Source organism: Streptomyces sp. NPDC093225 (genome assembly GCF_044753805.1).
Taxonomy (GTDB): domain Bacteria; phylum Actinomycetota; class Actinomycetes; order Streptomycetales; family Streptomycetaceae; genus Streptomyces.
Window position 1 is genome coordinate 1 of sequence record NZ_JBIVNX010000045.1, and the last position, 18,736, is coordinate 18,736.

Here is an 18,736-nt window from a genome sequence, read left to right on the forward strand (position 1 = left end):
GGTCCGGAGGCAGGCCCGGGCCGGAGGTGGCCGAAGGCCAGGGCGAAGCCCCGAAGCCTCCGGGGTGGGCCTGCCGCAGGGCCTGCAGGCCATGGGCAGTCAAGCGCCGAGGGGACCCACACACCACGGGGCGGCCCCGCGAAGCCCCCCGCCGAGCCACCCCGCCGAGGCCCCCCTCACCCCGTAGGCACCCCCGCCACGCGCAGGGCGTGCACGACGTCCCGGTACCGGCTGTCGGACACGCTGCGGGCGGCCGCCAGCAGACGCTGCGCCAGCCGCGGCGGATCGGCACGGGCCACTCGGGCCGACTCCTCCGCCGGGCGCACCCGTACGAAGGCCCCGAGCAGGGCGTCGGCCTCCTGCTCGCGCCCGTCGGCGGCCAGTGCGAGCGCCGCGTCGGCGATCTCGGCGGCCGGTCGCGCCACGCCCTGGCGCAGCAGCCGCCCGCAGTCGGCCTGCCGGCCGGCCGAGCCGAGCGCGGCGGCCACGGCGGCGAGGCGGGCCGGCGGCAGCGAGGCGGCCTCCCACAGCAGCGTGGCCCAGTCGGCGGTGAGCCCGGCCCGCTCCAGTTCGAGCGCGAGACGGGGCAGCGCGTCGGGCGGGCCGGCGGCCGCCTCGCACAGGAGGACGTGGGCCTCGCCGGAGCGGTGCTGGGCCCGCAGCGCGATCAGCTCCGCGACGACGTCGGACACCGTCGTGGTGCCGGGGTCGGGCGCGGGGGTGGGGTCGGGCGAGGGCACGGGGGCGGGGTCGGGGGCGGAAGCACTGCCGAACCGGGCGCCGCGCGGTACGGGGTCCACGGGCCCGGGCAGTGGGTACGGCAGCGGCTCCGGCGCCGGGCCCTCCCCCTCGGGCGCGCCCGCGAACCGGGCCCCACGCTGCCGGGGCACCCGGCCGGCGGGGGGACCGGGCCGGGCGGCGTGCCCCTGGTCCCCGCGCCCGGCCCGCCCGTACACCCGGAACCACCGCCCGAACGCGGGCCCGGCACCGTCCGGGGCGTGGGCCTGGGCCTGCGCCTGAGCCGGGTCAGGGGCAGGAGCAGGGGCCGGGACCTGGGCCGGTGTCGGGCCAGGGTCCGGGACCGGATCAGGACCAGGAGTAGCCCCCGGGGCCGGAGTCGCCCCCAGGGGCTGAGCCGCGCTCCGGCCGGGAACCGCACCCAGGGCGGGGCGCGCGCCCGGGCCTTCGGACGGAGCCACCGCACCAGCCACACCCGCCGGACCGGCCGCGGCCGGCGGCGCGTCCGGATCCGCCGGCAGGGAGGCCAGACGGGCGGTCAGGTCCGCGCACCGGGCCGCCGCGCGGGCGAGGTCGTCCCGGGTCCACGCGAGCTCGTGGCCGAAGAACCCCACCTCGGCCCCGCCGCGCTCCGCGCTCACCCGGGCGGTGAGGACGGCGACCGCGTGCTCCGCGGCCGCGCGCCGCGCCTGCTCCGCCGCCAGCCGCCCGCGCAGCTCCGCGGCGCCGCCGGGCCGGCGATCGTACGCAAGTGCCGCCGCCGACCACTGCGCACCGACGAAGGCCCCCCACTCCCCCGCCGCACCGGCTCCGCGCAGGCCCGCGAGGTCCTGGAGCAGGGACTCGACCATGTCCCACGGCGGCACCGCACCGCCTTCCAGGCAGGTGCGCAGCCCGTCCGGGTCACGGCGCAGGAACTCCGCGTACCACCCGGCCGCCGGATCCAGTTGCGCGATCAACTCCCTTAAAACACTTGAGAATTGCTGTACCGCATCGGTTCGGTGCGTGTCCATGGCGTGCATTGGACCGCACCCGTGTTACGAGAGCACTACGGGAGTCTCAAAGCTTGACGGCCGCGGGCGCGCGCCGACCGCGCGCGCCGGGCGGTTCTCGGCCACCCCGCTCCGGGACCCCGCCGGGCTCGGGCGCGCCGTCGGAGGCCGGGTGGAAGTACGCCGGGAACGCTGGGTCTGGCCGGCGACCACGCCGGGGTGGCGGAAGACGACCTCGGCCGGGACAGGACCGGCCCGGCGGCCGCCTTCGGGGCCCGAGCAGGCGGCCAGCAGCAGCCCGGCCGCGAGCAGTGCGCCGAGGAGGCCGAGGCCGAGGCGCTTGGTTGCGTTGGGTGCGGACACCCCTTCACGGTTGCCCGCGGCCCGCCGCGGCGCACCGCGCGTTGCGCCGAACGGCGGGCGGGGCCGCCCAGCGCTCCACCGGGCGGCCCCTCGGCACTACGGCGTCACCGCGTCACGGACTTCACCGCGTCGCGGCGTCACCACGTCACCCCGTCACCCCGTCACCGCGTGCCGGACGGCCGGACGACCATCGCGGAGCCGCCGCCGCGGCGGGTCTTCTCGGCGGCCGCCAGCCAGCGCCCGTCGGGCAGCCGCTCGACACCGGTGGCGGCGCCGATCTCGGGGTTGAGCCGGAAGCGGTGACCGAGGGCCTGGAGCCGGGTCCGCAGGGGCCCGTTCCACAGCTCGGGTTCGAGCTCGGTGGTGGTCTGGTTGCGCTGGCTGGCCCGGGGCGCGGCGATGGCGTCGACCAGGGGCAGGCCCCGGTCGAGGTGCCCGAGGAGGGTCTGGAGCACGGTCGTGATGATGGTCGCGCCGCCCGGGGAGCCGACGGCGAGCACCGGACGGCCGTCGCGCAGCACGATGGTCGGGGACATGGAGGAGCGCGGCCGCTTGCCGGGGCCGGGCAGGTTCGGGTCGTGGACTGCGGGGCTCGCGGGGGCGAAGGAGAAGTCGGTCAGCTCGTTGTTGAGCAGGAAGCCGCGGCCCGGCACGGTGATGCCGCTGCCGCCGGTCTGCTCGATGGTGAGGGTGTACGAGACGACGTTGCCCCAGCGGTCGGCGACCGTGAGGTGCGTGGTGTTCTCGCCCTCGTACGTGGTCGGGGCCGCGGCGCCACGGGTGGCGCAGTCGGCCGGGTCGTCGGGGTCGCCGGGGGCCAGCGGGCTGGTCAGGACGACGTCGTCCCTGATGAGGCAGGCGCGGGAGTCGGCGAACCGCTGGGAGAGCAGGCCGCGGGTCGGGACGTCCTCGAAGGCGGGGTCGCCCACCCAGCGGCCGCGGTCGGCGAAGGCGATGCGGGAGGCCTCGATGAAGCGGTGCAGGTACTCGGCGTCGTCGAGGGCGCCGATGTCGGTGCGCTCGAGGATGTTGAGGGCCTCGCCGACGGTCGTGCCGCCGGAGGAGGACGGGGCCATGCCGTAGACGTCGAGGCCCTCGTAGTTCACCCGGGTGGGGGACTGGACGAGGGTGTCGTACCCGTCCAGGTCGTCCGCGGTGAGGTCGCCGGCGCGGACCTTGCGGGTGGCGTCCGGGTCGACGGGGGGCTTGCGGACGGTGCGGACGATGTCCTGGGCGATGCGGCCGCGGTAGAGCGCGCGGACGCCCCTGCGGCCGATCTCGTCGTAGGTGTCGGCCAGGTCGGGGTTCTTGAACGTGCTGCCGACGGCCGGCAGGTTCCCGCCGGGCAGGAAGAGGCGGGCGGTGTCGGGGAAGTCCCGGAACCGGTCCTGGTTGGCCTCGGTCTGGGCGCGGAACGTGGCGTCCACCGTGAAGCCGTCCCGCGCGAGGCGTTCGGCCGGTTCCAGTAGTTTGCGCAGCGACCGGCTGCCCCAGGCGTCGAGGGCGGTGTCCCAGGTGGCGGCGGTGCCGGGGACGCCGACGCCCAGGCCGCTGGTGACGGCCTCGGCGAACGGGACGGGCACGCCGTTCTCCTGGAAGAGGTGCTCGTCGGCGCTGTCGGGGGCGGTCTCGCGGCCGTCGACGGTGTACACGCGGCGCTGTCGGGCGTCGTAGTAGACGAAGTACCCGCCGCCGCCGATGCCGGCGGAGTACGGCTCGGTGACGCCGAGGGCGGCCGCGGTGGCGACGGCGGCGTCCACCGCGTTGCCGCCGGCCTGCAGGACCGCGATGCCGGCCGCCGAGGCGTCGGCGTCGACGCTGGCGACGGCGCCCCCGTAGCCGACGGCCACCGGCACCTTGGCCTCGGTGTGGCCGGGGTGGGGCCGGGTCTGCGGCGCCGTGGAGCCGTGCGCGCCCGCGGGAGCCGCGGCGCAGGCTCCGGTGAGGGCCGCGGCCACGGCGATGAAGGCCAACGTCCGCGTGTGGGAACGGCGCATTCCGTACCTCCGCTCAACTGGTGTGCGCGCAGGGTAGCTTCAGGCCAACCCCGTCGTCAGGGCGAGATCCCGCCAGGGTCCCGTGTCTCCACATGCCCTTAACATCACGGCCATGAACGAGGATGTGCGCAACGTGGTGCTGGGGGTGATAGCCACCGGCGTCAGCGGCGGGTTCGGCTGGTTCGCCCGTACGTATCTGTGGCGACGCAAGCTGCGTCGCAAACAGGCCTTCTTCGGCCTGCCGACCGGCTCCGACTGCCTCTTCGTGGTCAACCGGCAGATGGGCGGTTCCGAGAGCTCGGTGCACCGCTACGACGCGTTCGCGCTGCTGGAGATCTCCGCTCTGATCAAGGACTGCGGGGCGACGGTCCAGATCGTCGTGCACGACACCGCCCGTCAGGGCTTCGGCGACCGGACCGAGTTCTGCGTCGGCGGGCCGGTCTCCAACACCCGGACCGCGGCGCACCTGACGTCGATGCTGCCGGGGGTCCGGGTGGACCTTTCGACCGAGGCGGGGCCCGACCGGGGCGCGATCGTGGTCGGGGGCGAGCCGTACCGGTGGGAGAAGGACTCCCTCGAGCACGTGCTGCTGGCCCGGCTGGCGACTCCGGAGGGGGGTCGGCCGGTGTTCCTGATCAGCGGTCAGACGGCGGTCAGCAACCAGGCGGCGGCCCGCTACCTGGCGCGCCACCACGAGACGCTGGCGCGCAAGTACGGCGACCGCCCCTTCTGCCTGCTGCTCAAGGTGATCAACTCCGCCGCGTACGGGCCGGACGTGACGGAGCTGGTGGCGGACGTCACCGAGGCGGCCCGGAGACCCGAACCGGCAGCGATTTGATCCCGTTGATGAAGTTGGACACCAACCGGCGCGGCTCGCCCGCCAGTTCGGGTACGGGCAGTCCGGCGGCTCGCCACTCCTCGTGGAGGATCCGCAGCTGGAGGCGGGCGAAGTGGGCACCGAGGCAGACGTGCGGGCCGTCGCCGAAGGAGACGTGCGGGTTGGGGCGGCGGCCGAGGTCGAGCCGGTGCGGGTCGGCGAAGACCCGTTCGTCGTGGTTGGCGGAGGCGTGGAAGACGACGACCTTGTCGCCGGCGCCGATCCGCTGCCCGGCGAGCTCGGTGTCGACCGCGGCGGTGCGGCGGAAGCTGAGCACCGGCGGGTGGACGCGCAGCAGTTCGTCCACGGCTGTCGCGGGGTCCACGGCCCCGTCGCGCAGCCGGGCGTACTCGCCGGGGTGCCGGGCGAGCTCCAGCAGGCCACCCGGGGCCGCGCTGCGGACGGTGTCGTTGCCGGCCACGGTGAGCAGGAAGAAGAACATCTCCAGCTCGGCCGGGTCCAGCCCGGCCTCCGCGAGGGCGGTCATCAGGTCGTCGCCGGGGTGCTTCAGCTTGTGCGCGGCCAGTTCGCGCGCGTAGCCGAACATCTCGCCCAGCAGGGCGGGCGAGCGCGGGTTGAGCGGCCGGCCGTCGGGGCCGCGCAGCGGCTCGGGGGCGTCGTCGGGGTCCTGGTAGCCGATGACGCGCACGGTCCAGTCGAGCAGCAGCCCGCGGTCGGCCGCCGGTACGCCCATCAGGTCGGCGAGGTTGAGCAGTGCGTACTCGTCGGTGACGGCGGTGACCAGGTCGGCCACGCCGCCGGTGGCGTCCTCGCGGGCGCCGCGCAGCAGGACGGCGGCCCGTTCGCGGACGCGGTCGGCGAAGGCGTCGACGCGGGCGGGGGTGAAGGCCCGGGCGATCAGGCGCCGCAGCCGGCCGTGCTCGGGCGGGTCCTGGTTGAGCATGGTGCGCCGGACGAAGGGGAGGTCGGCGGGGTCCGGGTCGCGGATCTGGGTGGCGCCGAGGTACGAGGAGTAGGTGCGGGCGTCCTTGAGGACGCGGACCACGTCGGCGTGCCGGGTGACCGCCCAGAAGCCGGGACCGGCCGGCCAGCCGAGCACCTCGGGCTCGGCCTGCCGGGCGACGGGGTGGTGGTCGCGCAGGATCCGGTACGCCTCGTGGGGCGGGCCGGCGGCGTGGACGCGCGGATCGAACACGTCGGGGACCTCGGGGGCGTCGGCGGGGACGCCGGGTCCTGCGGTGCTGGGCTGCGCGGGCACGCGGGCTCCGATCCTGGGACGGCAGGGGCAGGACCACGGTGGCGGTATCCGGGGGCGGGGGCAAGGGGGGGCGCCGCGGCGGGCGGGCGTGCCGGGGACAGCGGTGGGCGCTCGCGCAATTCGTCGACTGCGACGCTCCCGTCACGGCGTGATGTCGCTCCCGGTGACGTCGACCCCCGGCGCGAACGGCCTTTCAGGGGAACCGATCGGCGGGAACGCCATCCCCTTCCCGGGAACCGGCCGGACCAGATTCGAATACTGCCGATAGCCCGGGGCCAGTGCAGCTCCCCCCTTCCCATCTCCCCAAGAGGGAGAGATGTCGATGTCGACCCACGAATCCGTACCCCCACTGGTCACATTCATCTGCAGCCCGAAGGTGCACTCGAGCCCGGAGGCGAAGTAGACGTCGAAGGTACGGGCGTCGTTCCGTTCGAGAACAACGGTCTTGGTCACAAATCGCTGACGCAGGAAGAGCTCATAGTTCTTACTGTTGATTCTGCTGCCACGCTTCGGGTAGCCCCGCTCCACGATTCGCGCCTGGTTCTCGTCGTACTGACCGACATCGAAGCCTAGGACATCACGCGTCACATCTGCTCCCGATCCCCCCATGGGAGGTGGATACACCAATGTTCCCTTGTAGTTCACGTCCTTCTCATCGTTCACCCCAGCGATTTCGAACGGACAATCCCTATCCTTCAGCTTGAAGTCCTGGATGATCGTCGTGTCGTCCCGAAGGGCTTTCACCGTGAAGCGAACGGCATACAACCCCACCGGTCTGGCTTCTTCACTCTTGAGCCATGCATTAAATTTGCCATCCCATTCGGTCACATTGGCGATCGGTCCGACATGGAATCGCTGTTCCTTCAAGGCGAAAGCCGTGGGGTACATCGGCGAATCGCCCGCGGTAACGGTCACAGGCGGGCCTTGATCAAGCTCTTTGTTCTTCCTGTCCTCTTCTTCGTCTCGCTTCTTTCCAGCTTGATCGGCATCAGCACTCTGTTCCGCAGCAACAGTCGCTCGGTAGCCCTGGTAGACGGCGATTGAGCCGAAGATGACCGTAGGGATCAGGGCTGCGAGCACGGTTGAACTCCGCCACCAAGGAGTTGGGGGCGGCTGTTCCGGCTGAGTCGCCGTCTCACTCGCAGGTGTCGGCCCGGCGGAAGGTGTAACTGGAGGCCCTGCCCCGGGGGTCGGCCCGGAAGGCGGCGGCTCCACAGGCGGCGGTTGAGAAGACATCTGGCCCCCGGTCAGCTCTGATCACAGAATGGCTCGTTCTAGCAGAGCGCTCAGAAGCGCACCAACAAGCCCGTGCCCTTAGCGACGGGTTCCGGCCATCGCCAACAGGGCGTCCTGGAGTGCCGTCCACGGGTTCAGCAGGTTCACCCGGCCGGGGCATCGACTAGGGCGCGGTCAGCGGTGGTCGACGTGACAGGTGTCCCGGTCCATCGTGCCGTCGGTCCCGGTGAGGACCACCTCGGACGTCATGGCGGGGCTGGTCGCCGCCGCCACGGTGCAGATCAGCTGCTGGCGCGCCAGCGCGGGCAGGTCCCCAACCCTCGTGCCGGTCACGACCCGGACGGCGTTGTCCCCCGTCCTGTCGACCCCGTAGACGATCAGGTCGCCCGCCTCCCCCTTCCGGGGGGCACTCCAGTCGGGCAGCGCCGTGGTCATGCCGGCGGCGCGCTCCCACGAGTTGGGCCCGGCGAGCAGCATCTTGACCAGGGCGCCGGGGGACGGCTTGTACACCGATTCCACGACGGTGCTGCGGATCACCGGGGTGAGTTCCCCCTTGCGGGAGACGAAGTAGAGCACGGGGCGTTCGTTCGCGGGGCCCGACAGGGACAGCTTCGCGGGCGCGCCCGCCTCGACCACGTCCGTTCCCTGGATGCCGCAGCCGACGAGCAGGGCGGCGGCGAGCGTCGAGGCGCCCGCCGCGCCGGCGTACCGGACGACCGTACGGACCCTCACTCGCCCGCCCCCGACAGTTCGTCGGCGGCCTCGGGCGGGCCGTCGCCGCCCGCCTCCAGCGGCATCTCGACGGTGAAGACGGCGCCGCCCGCGGGTCCGTTCGCGGCGCGGACGGTGCCGCCGTGCAGCCGTACGTTCTCCAGGGTGATGGCCAGTCCCAGACCGCTGCCGGCCGAGCGGGTACGGGCGGCGTCGGCTTTGAAGAACCGGTCGAAGATGTGCGGCAGCACCTCGGCGGCGATGCCGGGTCCGCTGTCCGCGACCTCGGTGACCAGCCGGGTCCCGTCGTCCCGGTGCTCGGCGCGGGCGCTGACCCGGACCGGGGCGCCGCCGTGCCGCAGGGCGTTGCCGACCAGGTTGGCGAGGACGACGTCGAAGCGGCGCGGGTCGAGCCGGGCCCGTACTCCGGGTTCGAGGTACGTGGACACCTGGGCGGGGTCGGTCCAGTGGCGGCGCTGCAGGGTGGCCCGGACGGCCTCGGCGACGTCGACCTCGTCCAGGTTGAGCTCGGCGGCGCGGGCGTCGAAGCGGGAGATCTCCATGAGGTCTTCGACGAGCAGGGCCAGCTTTCCGGTTTCCGTGCTGACCAGCCGGACCGCGGCGGCGGTGTCGGGGTCGAGGAGCTCGGCGTCCTCGTCGAGGACCTCCGTGACGGCGAGCATGCCGGCCAGGGGGGTGCGCAGCTCGTGCGACACGTCGGCGGCGAAGCGGCGGGCGCGGGCCTCGGCGCGCTGGAGCTCCTCGACGGAGCGCTCCAACTCGACGGCGGACTCGTTGAAGGTGTGGGCGAGGTCGGCGAGTTCGTCGGTGCCGTGGACCTCGATGCGCGTGTCGAGCTCGCCGCGGCCCAGTCGGCGGGCAGCCCGGCGCAGGTCCCGGACCGGGCGCAGGACGCCGCGGGCGGCCAGCAGGGCGGGCACGACGGCGACCGCGAGGGCGGGCAGCGCGCCGTCCCGGGCCGCGCCGACCATGGCGTCGACGGTGCCCTCCTCGGCCGCGAGCGACATGACGCCGTAGAAGACCAGGCCGCTGGCCTCTCTGATCTCGCCGTGGGTGAACACGGCGGGCATGGCGACGACGAGCATCGGCCGGCCGTTCTGCGTCACCCGCTGGAAGGCGCCGTGCGGGTTGCCGCGGACCTGGTCGCGCAGGGTGTCGGTGACCGCGGTGGAGGGGACGCGGGTGCCGTTGGAGGAGATGCTGAGCGTGCCGTACTCGGCGAAGACGATCCAGGTGTGCGGCTTGCCGCGCCGGGCGATGTCCATCACCTGGGACTGGAGGATCTCGGGGTCGGGCGGCACGCTGCCCATGCCGAGGTTCTCGACCTGGTCGCGCAGGGTGGCCACGGCGGTGTCCTGAACCTGCTTGAGGACGGCCGTGCGGGCCTCGCGGTAGGTGAGGGCGGCGGTGGTGGCGGCGCTGATCGCGGCCACCAGCAGGAAGGCGGCGATCAGCCGGGTGCGCAGGCCGAGTCTGCCGGTCAGCTGTCTCACCGCGGGCTCACAGGGGGCCGAAGCGGTAGCCGAAGCCCCGCACGGTCTGTATGTAGCGCGGGGTGCGGGAGGAGTCCTCGATCTTGTGGCGCAGGCGGCGTACGCAGGCGTCCACCAGGCGGGCGTCGGCGTGGTAGCTGTGGTCCCACACGTATTCGAGCAGCTGCTGGCGGCTGAAGACCTGCTCGGGCGAGGCCGACAGGTGCAGGAGGAGCTTGAGCTCGCTGGGGGCCAGCGGCACGCGCTCACCGTTCTTGGCGACGGTGAGGCCGGCCCGGTCGACGGCGAGTTCGCCGTGGAAGTCGATGTCGGGGCGGGTGCCGGGGTCGTTCAGGCGGCGCAGTACCGCCTTGATGCGGGCCTCGATGACCTCGGTGCGGGCGGGTTTGACGATGTAGTCGTCGGCGCCGGCCTCCAGGCCGACGACGATGTCGAAGTCGTCGCCGCGCGCGGTGAGCATGATGATGGGCAGCTGGCTGGTCTCGCGGATGCGGCGGCACACCTGGACGCCGTTCATGCCGGGCAGCATCAGGTCGAGCAGCACCAGGTCCGGGCGGAACTCGGCGAGCGCGGCCAGTCCCCCCTCGCCCGTCTCGGCGGCCCGCACCTCGTGGCCGCGGCGGCGCAGGCCGAGGCCCACGCCCTCGCGGACGGACGGGTCGTCCTCGATCAGCAGTACGCGTGGCATTGCGTCAGTATCCCAGTCGGTTCATGCGCGATTGGTCCCCCTAACGGCGGATGCGCGCGCGGACGGAGTCGATCAGGTCGGTGATCTCGGTCACCCGCAGTGGGCGGGCGAGCAGGGCGAGGGCGGCGGCGAGCACGAACGTGCCGGCCGCCGCGGCGGCCAGGTGCCCGAGTCCGTCGACGGCCCGGGCGGCGAAGTGGCCGAGGACCGCGGCGGGTACGGCGGCCACCAGGAGGCGCACGTGCGTGCCGAGGGCGCCGGAGCGCAGTACGGGGCCGCCGCCGAGCCGCCGGTTCAGGGTGTACGCCGTGACGGCGCAGCCGGCGAAGAGCGCGAGGGCGTACGCGCCGGCCATGCCGGTGACCGCCCAGCGGGCGGGCAGCAGGAGGTGCGCGGCGAAGGACAGGCCGGCGTTGAGGGTGGCGATGACGAGGTTGAGGAAGAAGGGGGTGCGGGTGTCGGAGAGGGCGTAGAAGCCGCGGGAGAGGACGTACTGGCCGGAGAAGGCGATCAGGCCGGGGGCGAAGGCCGCGAGCATGCCGGCCATGACCGCGGTGTCGGCGGCTCCGGTGCGGCCGTACTCGAAGACGCTGCCCATCACCCAGGGGGCGAGGGCGGCCAGCAGGCAGGCGGCCGGGACGATGACGGCGGCGCTGGAGCGCAGCGCGTAGGACACGTCGCGGCGCACGGCGGCCAGGTCGCCGTCGGCGGCCGCGCCGCTCATCCGCGGCATCAGGGCGGTGACGAGGGAGACGGTGACGATGCCCTGCGGGACCATCCACAGCAGGTAGGCGTTGCTGTAGGCGGTGTAGCCGGCGCCGCCGGACACGCCCTCGGCCACGGCGGTCGAGCCGGTGGTGGTGGCCAGCCGGGTCACGACCCAGTAGGCGAGCTGGTTGGTGAGGACGAGCAGCACGAGCCAGCCGGCCGAGCGCAGCGGCCGGGCCATGCCGCTGCCGCGCCAGTCGAAGCGGGGCCGCCAGCGGAAGCCGGCGGAGCGCAGGGACGGGACGAGGGCGAGGGCCTGGACGACGATGCCCGCGGTGGTGCCCCAGCCGAGCAGCCGGGTCTCGCCCGGGGTCAGGCCGTCGCCGGCGGCGTGGGCGACGGCGAGGTAGAGGCCGAAGACGGCCACCACGACGAGGTTGTTGAGGACCGGGGTCCACATCATCGCGCCGAACCGGCCGCGGGCGTTGAGCACCTGCCCGAGGAGGGTGAACAGCCCGTAGAAGAAGATCTGCGGCAGGCAGTAGCGGGCGAGGGCGACGGTCAGCTCGGCCTGCGCACCGGTGTAGTCGGTGTACGCGGCGACCAGGGCCGGGGCGGCGAGCACGGCGACGGCGGTGAGCACGACCAGGGCCGCGGTGCAGACGGTCAGCAGGCGGTCGGTGTACGCGGCGCCGCCGTCGGGGTGCTCCTTGGCGGCGCGGACCAGCTCGGGGACGAAGACCGCGTTGAGGGCGCCGCCGATGAGCAGGATGTAGACCATGTTCGGGACGGTGTTGGCCACCGCGTAGCCGTCGCCGAGCAGCGTGGTGCCCAGTGCCGCGGTCACGATCGCGGAGCGGACGAAGCCGGTGGCGCGGGAGACCACCGATCCGACGGCCATGAGGGCGCCGCTGCGCAGGACGGAGGACTTCTTGGGGGCGGCGTGCGCGGGGCCGCGGCCGGTGACGGCGGTGCCGGACGCGGCGGCGTCCGCGGAGGTCGCGGTCACCGGCGGGCCAGGTACGCCTGGAAGGCGCGGTAGAGCGCGTGGTTGGCGGGTCCGGCCATGGGGATCTCCCACTCTCCGAGGGTCTCGACGACGTGTCCCCCGGTGCCGAGCTTCCAGCGCATGAGGCCGAACGAGCGTTCTTCGGGGTCGAGGGTGGAGGGTACCCCGCGCATGTCGTACTCGTCGGCGCCGAGGCCGTGGGCGTCGCACATCATGCGCCACTGCAGGGCGTTGCTGGGGCGGACCTCGCGGCGGTGGTCGGCGGAGGCGCCGGTCTGGTACCAGACCCGCTTGCCGGCGACGATCATGGTGTGGGCGGCCAGGATCTCGCCCTGGTACGTCGCCAGGTACAGGCGCATGCGGCCGGGCTCCTCGGCGTTGAGGGCGGCGTACTGGCGCTCGTAGTACGCCAGGGAGCGGCCCAGCCGGAAGCCGTCGCGCTCCTCGGTGATGCGCAGCAGCCGGTAGAACTCGGGCAGGTCGGCGGCGGTGCCCACGACGGTCTGGACGCCGCTCTTGCCGGCCTTGCGGATGTTGCGGCGCCACTCCTGGTTCAGGCCCGACCACAGGTCGTCGAGGGAGCGGCCGGCGAGGGGGACGCGGAAGACGTGGCGGGGCTGGGCGTCACCGTCGTCCTCGCCGCCGCAGCGCTTCCAGCCGCGGCTGCGCAGCCGGTCGGCGAGGGCGGCGCCCATCGGGTCGACCTCGGTGGCCAGGACGTCGGAGACCTGGCGGCCGGGACCGGTGGCGGCCTTGATCGTGGCGGCGTCCCAGCGGCGGTAGGCGGGGGTGGGGCCGATGCGGACGGCGAAGGCGCCCTGCCGGCGCAGGTGCCGTACGAGGGGTTCCAGCCACCGGTCCACGTCGGGGTCGGACCAGTCGGCGACGGGGCCCTCGGGAAGGTAGGCGAAGTATTTGCGGGTGCCGGGGAATTGGCGATAGAGAACGAGGGCCGCGCCGGCGGTCTCACCGGACGGCAGTTCCCAGCCGACCGTCTCCGCGCGCCACTGGTCCTTCACTTCGGCCCACGACGGGTACTGCAGGAAGCTCGCCCGGCCGTGGGCGGCCAGGAACGAGCGGTAGGCGCCGGCGTCCAGGGTCCGGACCCGGAGCTCCCGGTCCTGCTGGTGCGGGGGGTTGGTGGTGACGAGCAACGCGCACACGGCGAGGGCCTTCCTGTACGTCCTAGCGGGATGCACAGGACTCTCACAGGGGTGCGTGACCGGATCGCGCGGCGAATGTGACCGGACCATGACCGTTCTGCTGCGGTCGACGTCACAAGGCGAAATCCCGATTCTTCTCGCGGAATACGCAACCTATCGTCGCTTCATCCGCTCCTACTTTGCGGACATACACAGTTTTTCGGAGGGGTTTCGTTGAGCCGTTCACGCCGTACCGCCGCCCTGTCGCGCCGCCGGGTCCTCGCCGGACGCGGGCGCCATGCCGCGATCGCGGGCACCGCGGTCCTGGCCGCCGCGCTGTCCGCCTGCTCGGGGTCCGGCGGTGCGGACAGCGGGGCGGGGAAGGCCGACATGAAGAACAAGGCGCCGATGGCCATTTCCGTGAACGCGACGGGCGGCAAGGCCAAGGCGGGCGAGCCGGTGAAGGTGACGGTCGCGGAGGGCAAGCTGACGTCGGTGAGGGTGACCGACACCAAGGGCGGCGAACTGGCCGGCCGGATAGCCCCCGACGGCCGCAGCTGGACCTCGGAGCGCAACGCGGCGCCGGGCACCTCGTACAAGGTCGAGGCGAAGAGCAACGAGGGCGGCTCGGCCACCTCCGCCTTCGCGACGGACGCCGCCGACAAGGTCAACAAGATCACCATCATGCCCGGCAAGGGCGGCACCTACGGCGTGGGCCAGCCCATCTCGCTGGTCTTCGACAACCCGGTCAAGAACAAGGCCGCGGTCGAGCGGCAGCTGAAGGTGACCACCTCGAACGGCACCGAGGGCTCCTGGGGCTGGCTGAAGGACTACTCGGGCAACGACCGGGTGGACTGGCGGCCGAAGGACTACTGGAAGGCCGGCACCGAGGTCAAGCTCCAGATGAACCTCAACGGCGTCGACTCGGGCGCCGGCGGCGGCTACTTCGTGCGCGACTACAACACCGGCTTCACCATCGGCAAGAACCAGCGGATCACGGTGGACCTCGACGCCCACCAGCTGGTCATGACCCGCGACGGACAGCAGGTGAAGAAGATCCCGATCTCGGCCGGCACGCCCGGCGGCCAGAAGGCCTCCTGGCTGGGCAAGATGGTGGTGATGGCGAAGGAGGGCACCATCCGGATGGACTCCCAGACGGTCGGCCTCGGCGACGCCTACGACAAGATGGTCGACTACTCGATGCGACTGACCTGGTCGGGCATGTACGCGCACGCGGCGCCGTGGAACGAGGGCAACTTCGGCGTCCGGAACTCGTCCTCGGGCTGCGTCGGGATGAGCACCTCGAACGCCTCCGACCTGTACGCCGCCGTGCAGCCGGGCGACCCGTTCGAGGTGACCGGATCGGGCTCGAAGGGCAAGGCGGACGTGGGCAACGGCTACGGCGAGTGGAACCTGTCCTGGGCCGACTGGCAGGCCAAGAGCGCCCTGGCCGGCAACCAGGGCGGCACCGACTCCTGACCCCACCGGCGCGCAGCTGACCTTCTCCTCGCCGGCGACCGATCCCTCGTACGTCTCGGTCCCGCTGCGCGAGCAGTGATCTCCGGCTGCCGCCGGCCCGGGGCGGCCACTCCGTTTCTCCTGCCCTCCACCCCTCTCGGCGTGCTTCGGCCGGACGCAAACTATCCGCCCGGGAGGGGCACTTCACCTCGACACGCATAAGGGCGGCATAAAGCCTACGGTCAGCCTTCGGAGGCCTCCGCGTACACCTGGTAGAGCTCCGGAGAGCCGGTCACGGCCCAGGAGACACCCGCCTCGACCACGTTCAACTCGCGCCCGGAGGCCAGCCGGATCACCGGCTGGCCGCTGGGCCACACGTGCCAGCCGGCACCGGGAACGGTACGGATGATCACGGTGCCGAGGTACAGCCCGGCGTCGTTGCCCAGCCACGGCACGGCCTCCGGATCCCGGCGCCAGCGCGGCATCAGCTGGTCGAGGGCCTCCAACGAGGCGGGCGTCTCGTCGAGTTCCAGGCCCGCCGCCCCCGCCTGGACCCGCAGCAGCTCGCACTCCGAGAACAGCTCGACCACACCCTCCGGATCCTCGGCCAGGGCGAGGGCCAGCGCCCGCCCTTGTCCGGATTCGTTCCGCTTTCGCCAGGTGTCCAGAAAGGGGATGTTCATCCGTCCAGCGTCGCACCCGCACCCGGCCGGGCGCCACAGGCGCGCCCGCCCCGGATCCGCGGGGGGGCGCGCCCCGAGGGCCGGTCAGAGGTCCAGGTCGACGACCACCGGGGCGTGGTCGGAGGCGCCCTTGCCCTTGCGCTCCTCGCGGTCCACGTACGCGTCCTTGACCGCCTTCTGGAAGGCGGGGTTGGCGTACACCAGGTCGATGCGCATGCCCCGGTTCTTCGGGAAGGCCAGCTGGCGGTAGTCCCAGTACGTGAACGGGTGGTCGTACTTCAGCGGACGCGGCACCACGTCCGTCAGGCCGGCGGCGCGCAGCGCCTCCAGGGCGGCCCGCTCCGGGGCGGAGACGTGGGTGAGCCCGTCGAAGGCCGCGATGTCCCACACGTCGGCGTCCGTGGGCGCCACGTTGTAGTCCCCGAGGACCGCGAAGGGGCGGTCGCCGGCCGCGTCCTGCCCGACCGCGGCGGTCAGCGCGCCGAACCAGTCCAGCTTGTACCCGTAGTGGTCGTGCTCGACCTCGCGGCCGTTGGGCACGTACACCGACCAGACCCGCACCCCGCCGCAGGTGGCGGAGACGGCGCGGGGCTCGTCGACGCCCTCGTAGAGGGGGCCGCCGGTCAGCCCCGCCACCACGTCCTCCATGCCGACCTTCGACAGCAGGGCCACCCCGTTCCACCGGCCCGTGGCGTTGACCGCCGCCTCGTACCCCAGCTCGCGCAGCTCGGCGTGCGGGAACTGCTCGGCGGAGCACTTGGTCTCCTGGATGCACAGCACGTCCGTGCCGCTGTTCTCCAGCCAGGCCAGGAGGCGCGGCAGCCGGGCGGTGATCGAGTTGACGTTCCAGGTGGCGATACGCATGGAGCCAACCTACCGCCCGGCTGTGACAGTCACCCGGACGACCACGGGAGCGTCACGGCCCGTGGCTCCGGGTTCACAGGTCGGTGGCGTCGCCGGGGGCGAGCCTGCTGTGCTCGGCGCCGCCGCCGAGCGAGGAGATCGCGCCGTCGTAGATCGGCCGGGCCAGGTCGGCGAGGTAGGCGTCGTGGATGTCGACGGCCCGGGCCGGGGCCACCTCGCGCACGTAGTCGATCACCTCGGAGATCTTGTTCCAGGGCGCGTGGACCGGCAGCATCAGCGTCTCCACGGGCTGCCCGGGTACGGTCAGCGCGTCGCCGGGGTGGAAGAGCGAACCCTCGACCAGGAACCCGATGTTGGTGATCCGCGGCAGGTCCGGGTGGATCACCGCGTGCAGCTCGCCGTGCACCTGCACGTCGAAGCCGTCCGCGCCGAACGCGTCGCCGTTGCCGACGGTGTGCACCCGGCCCGGGAAGGCGCCCGCCATCCGGTCGGCCACGGCGCGCAGGGTCCACAGCTCGGCGGCGGGGTTCGCCTCCAGCGCGGCGCGCAGCCGGCCCTCCTCGAAGTGGTCCGGGTGCTCGTGGGTGACGAGCAGGACGTCGGCGCCCAGGCCCGCGTCCGGTTCGCTGAAGGCGCCCGGGTCGATGACGAGCGTCCGCCCGTCCTTCTCCAGCCGGACGCAGGAGTGCCGCATCTTGGTGAGCTTCATGGGCCCATCTTGGCCCAGGCCGGCCCGTCTCCGCCCGGGCTCCCGGGCGGGCGCCCCGGCCTCAGGGCGTGGCGGTGGAGACGACGAAGACGTGCGGGGTCTCCGGCTTGGTCAGGTCGACGGTGATGTCCTGGGTGGGGAGCGGGTCGCGCTGCTCGTGGGTGGTGCCGTACCACTTCCGGTCCGGGCCGAAGCTCCATCCGGCCACGCCCGCGTCCCGGGCGCCGACGGTGACGCCGGGCTTGAGGGCCGCCCGGCTGGTGCCGACCGTCTTCAAGAAGGCGTCGAGGTCCGCCGCGGTCGCGCTGAACTGCACGTACAGGCGGCTGGTGTGCCAGTTGTTGGTCTCGTAGAAACCCACGCTCCAGGCCTTGTCCGGGATCGGCACCTCGTAGATGCTGCGCTGGACCTTGGAGGGCCAGCCGGACCGGACCTGGGTGGCCGCCGCCTTGGACGCCTTGTCGCGGCCGCTGTCGCGGCTCTGCCGGGCGGAGATCGCCAGGTAGCCGGCGGGGACGCCGACCAGCAGCAGGATGATGATCGCGGTCACCCAGCGGCGCCGGATCACGTGGCGCCGGTCCTCGGCGGGCCGGCCGTCCCCGTCCGGGGACGGCGCCTGGCGGGGCAGGGTGGGGGTCACGGGGTTCAATTCTCTTCCTCCGGGGCGGGTGCGGCGGTGCCGCGCCCGGTCCACAGCCGGCCGGCCTGGGCATAGCGCTCGTAGCGCTCGACGCGGCGGCGGTTGGCCCGCCGGAACCGCCGGGCCACCAGCCGCGCCAGGTCCGCGGCGCCGACCATGCCGGCCTCCGGGCCGAGCTGGGCCTTGGCGATGCGGGCCTCGGGACGGTACCCGCGGCCGGTCAGGTGGCGGCGGAACGCGTCCCGGGCGGGCCCGATGAGCAGGTCGTCGGCGGCGCTGACGCCGCCGCCGATCACGAAGCAGGACGGGTCGAGGGCGGCCGCCAGGTTGGCCAGGCCCACGCCGAGCCACTGGCCGATGTCCTGGAGGAGCTCGACGCACATCGCGTCGCCCTCGCGGGCCAGCTCGGTGATGAGCGGCCCGGTGATGTCGGGGACGCTGCCCTTGACCCGTTCGATGATGTTGTACGCCACCGGGGAGTCGGCCGCGGCCAGCTCGCGGGCCTCGCGGACCAGCGCGTTGCCGGAGCTGTACTGCTCCCAGCAGCCGCGGTTGCCGCACGGGCAGCGGTGCCCGCCGGGCACCACCTGCATGTGGCCGAACTCGCCGGCCACGCCGAACTTGCCCCGCTTGACCTGGCCGTCCTCCAGGATCGCCCCGCCGATGCCGGTGCCCAGGGTGATCATCACGAGGTGGTCCTCGCCGCGGCCGGCGCCGAAGCGCCACTCCGCCCAGGCGGCCGTGTTGGCATCGTTGTCCACCATCACGGGGACCGCGAGCCGCGACTGCAGGGCGTCCCGCAGCGGCTCGTCGCGCCAGGCCAGATGGGGGGCGAAGAGCACCCGCGAGCGGTGGGCGTCGACCCAGCCGGCCGCACCGATGCCCACCGCGTGCACGTCGTGCCGGTCGGAGAGGTCCAGCACCAGCTCGGCGATGGTGTCCTCGACGACCTTGGGGCTCTTGGACTTGTCGGGCGTCTCGGTGCGCAGCTTCTCCAGGATGTTGCCGTCGGCGTCGACGACCCCGGCCATGACCTTGGTGCCGCCGATGTCGATGCCGACGGTGGGGACCCGCGGGGCGGTCAGGTGGGAGCGCCGCTCGCGGGTCGCCACGGTCCGCAGGACGGTGCCCCGCGACGCTCCGCGGTGGGAGCGCGTGAAGTCCCGGTACGTGCTCATCGAGTGGTGG

At 73.2% G+C, this 18,736-nt stretch carries 16 protein-coding genes; 2 read left to right on the plus strand and 14 right to left on the minus strand.

Features of this window, described 5'->3' with window-relative positions:
* Positions 1–176: 176 nt before the first annotated feature.
* A complete protein-coding gene (locus ACIQCH_RS30300; RefSeq protein WP_402586110.1) occupies positions 177–1,697 on the minus strand; it encodes a hypothetical protein in 1,521 nt (506 codons plus the stop codon).
* 557 nt (positions 1,698–2,254) lie between these two features.
* Positions 2,255–4,090 (minus strand): gamma-glutamyltransferase, encoded by a 1,836-nt coding sequence (gene ggt / locus ACIQCH_RS30305; RefSeq protein WP_402586112.1) that lies wholly within the window; start codon positions 4,088–4,090, stop codon positions 2,255–2,257.
* Positions 4,091–4,202: 112 nt separating this feature from the next.
* Here ggt and ACIQCH_RS30310 point away from each other — a divergent pair, with 112 nt between their 5' ends.
* On the plus strand, positions 4,203–4,928 hold the full coding sequence (locus tag ACIQCH_RS30310) for a hypothetical protein (protein WP_402586113.1): 726 nt from the start codon (positions 4,203–4,205) through the stop codon (positions 4,926–4,928).
* Here the strand turns inward: ACIQCH_RS30310 and ACIQCH_RS30315 are convergent.
* From ACIQCH_RS30315 to ACIQCH_RS30345, 7 genes are all read right to left on the minus strand, one after another.
* A complete protein-coding gene (locus ACIQCH_RS30315; protein WP_402586114.1) occupies positions 4,888–6,186 on the minus strand; it encodes a cytochrome P450 in 1,299 nt (432 codons plus the stop codon). The two genes, ACIQCH_RS30310 and ACIQCH_RS30315, sit on opposite strands and share 41 nt — an antisense overlap.
* A gap of 141 nt (positions 6,187–6,327) precedes the next feature.
* A complete protein-coding gene (locus tag ACIQCH_RS30320) occupies positions 6,328–7,266 on the minus strand; it encodes a hypothetical protein (protein WP_402586116.1) in 939 nt (312 codons plus the stop codon).
* A 330-nt stretch (positions 7,267–7,596) separates the two neighbouring features.
* A complete protein-coding gene (locus tag ACIQCH_RS30325) occupies positions 7,597–8,154 on the minus strand; it encodes a hypothetical protein (protein WP_402586118.1) in 558 nt (185 codons plus the stop codon).
* Positions 8,151–9,647 carry an ATP-binding protein gene (locus ACIQCH_RS30330; protein ID WP_402586119.1) on the minus strand — a complete coding sequence of 499 codons (1,497 nt, stop codon included), beginning with the start codon at positions 9,645–9,647 and terminating at the stop codon, positions 8,151–8,153. Before ACIQCH_RS30330 ends, ACIQCH_RS30325 begins: the two co-directional genes overlap by 4 nt.
* Before the next feature lie 7 nt (positions 9,648–9,654).
* Entirely contained in the window at positions 9,655–10,335 is a 681-nt protein-coding gene (locus ACIQCH_RS30335; RefSeq protein WP_402586121.1) for a response regulator, read from the minus strand.
* 40 nt (positions 10,336–10,375) lie between these two features.
* On the minus strand, positions 10,376–12,052 hold the full coding sequence (gene murJ / locus ACIQCH_RS30340; protein ID WP_402586123.1) for a murein biosynthesis integral membrane protein MurJ: 1,677 nt from the start codon (positions 12,050–12,052) through the stop codon (positions 10,376–10,378).
* The gene (locus ACIQCH_RS30345) at positions 12,049–13,215 is read right to left on the minus strand and encodes a lipid II:glycine glycyltransferase FemX (protein ID WP_402586124.1); all 1,167 of its coding nucleotides are present in this window, start codon (positions 13,213–13,215) and stop codon (positions 12,049–12,051) included. The genes murJ and ACIQCH_RS30345 overlap by 4 nt, the downstream gene beginning before the upstream one ends.
* Positions 13,216–13,455: 240 nt before the next feature.
* Between ACIQCH_RS30345 and ACIQCH_RS30350 the strand changes: the two genes are divergently transcribed.
* On the plus strand, positions 13,456–14,673 hold the full coding sequence (locus ACIQCH_RS30350) for an Ig-like domain-containing protein (RefSeq protein ID WP_402586192.1): 1,218 nt from the start codon (positions 13,456–13,458) through the stop codon (positions 14,671–14,673).
* Between the two features lie 221 nt (positions 14,674–14,894).
* Here ACIQCH_RS30350 and ACIQCH_RS30355 read toward each other — a convergent pair whose 3' ends face one another.
* From ACIQCH_RS30355 to ACIQCH_RS30375, 5 genes are all read right to left on the minus strand, one after another.
* Positions 14,895–15,335 (minus strand): DUF6278 family protein, encoded by a 441-nt coding sequence (locus ACIQCH_RS30355; protein WP_030203483.1) that lies wholly within the window; start codon positions 15,333–15,335, stop codon positions 14,895–14,897.
* 84 nt (positions 15,336–15,419) lie between these two features.
* Positions 15,420–16,199 carry an exodeoxyribonuclease III gene (locus ACIQCH_RS30360; RefSeq protein ID WP_402586127.1) on the minus strand — a complete coding sequence of 260 codons (780 nt, stop codon included), beginning with the start codon at positions 16,197–16,199 and terminating at the stop codon, positions 15,420–15,422.
* Positions 16,200–16,272: 73 nt separating this feature from the next.
* Entirely contained in the window at positions 16,273–16,908 is a 636-nt protein-coding gene (locus ACIQCH_RS30365; RefSeq protein WP_402586129.1) for an MBL fold metallo-hydrolase, read from the minus strand.
* Positions 16,909–16,969: 61 nt separating this feature from the next.
* The gene (locus ACIQCH_RS30370) at positions 16,970–17,548 is read right to left on the minus strand and encodes a hypothetical protein (protein ID WP_402586131.1); all 579 of its coding nucleotides are present in this window, start codon (positions 17,546–17,548) and stop codon (positions 16,970–16,972) included.
* Between the two features lie 5 nt (positions 17,549–17,553).
* Complete coding sequence (locus tag ACIQCH_RS30375; protein ID WP_402586133.1) at positions 17,554–18,726, minus strand: ROK family glucokinase; 1,173 nt, start codon at positions 18,724–18,726, stop codon at positions 17,554–17,556.
* Between the last annotated feature and the right edge of the window lie 10 nt (positions 18,727–18,736).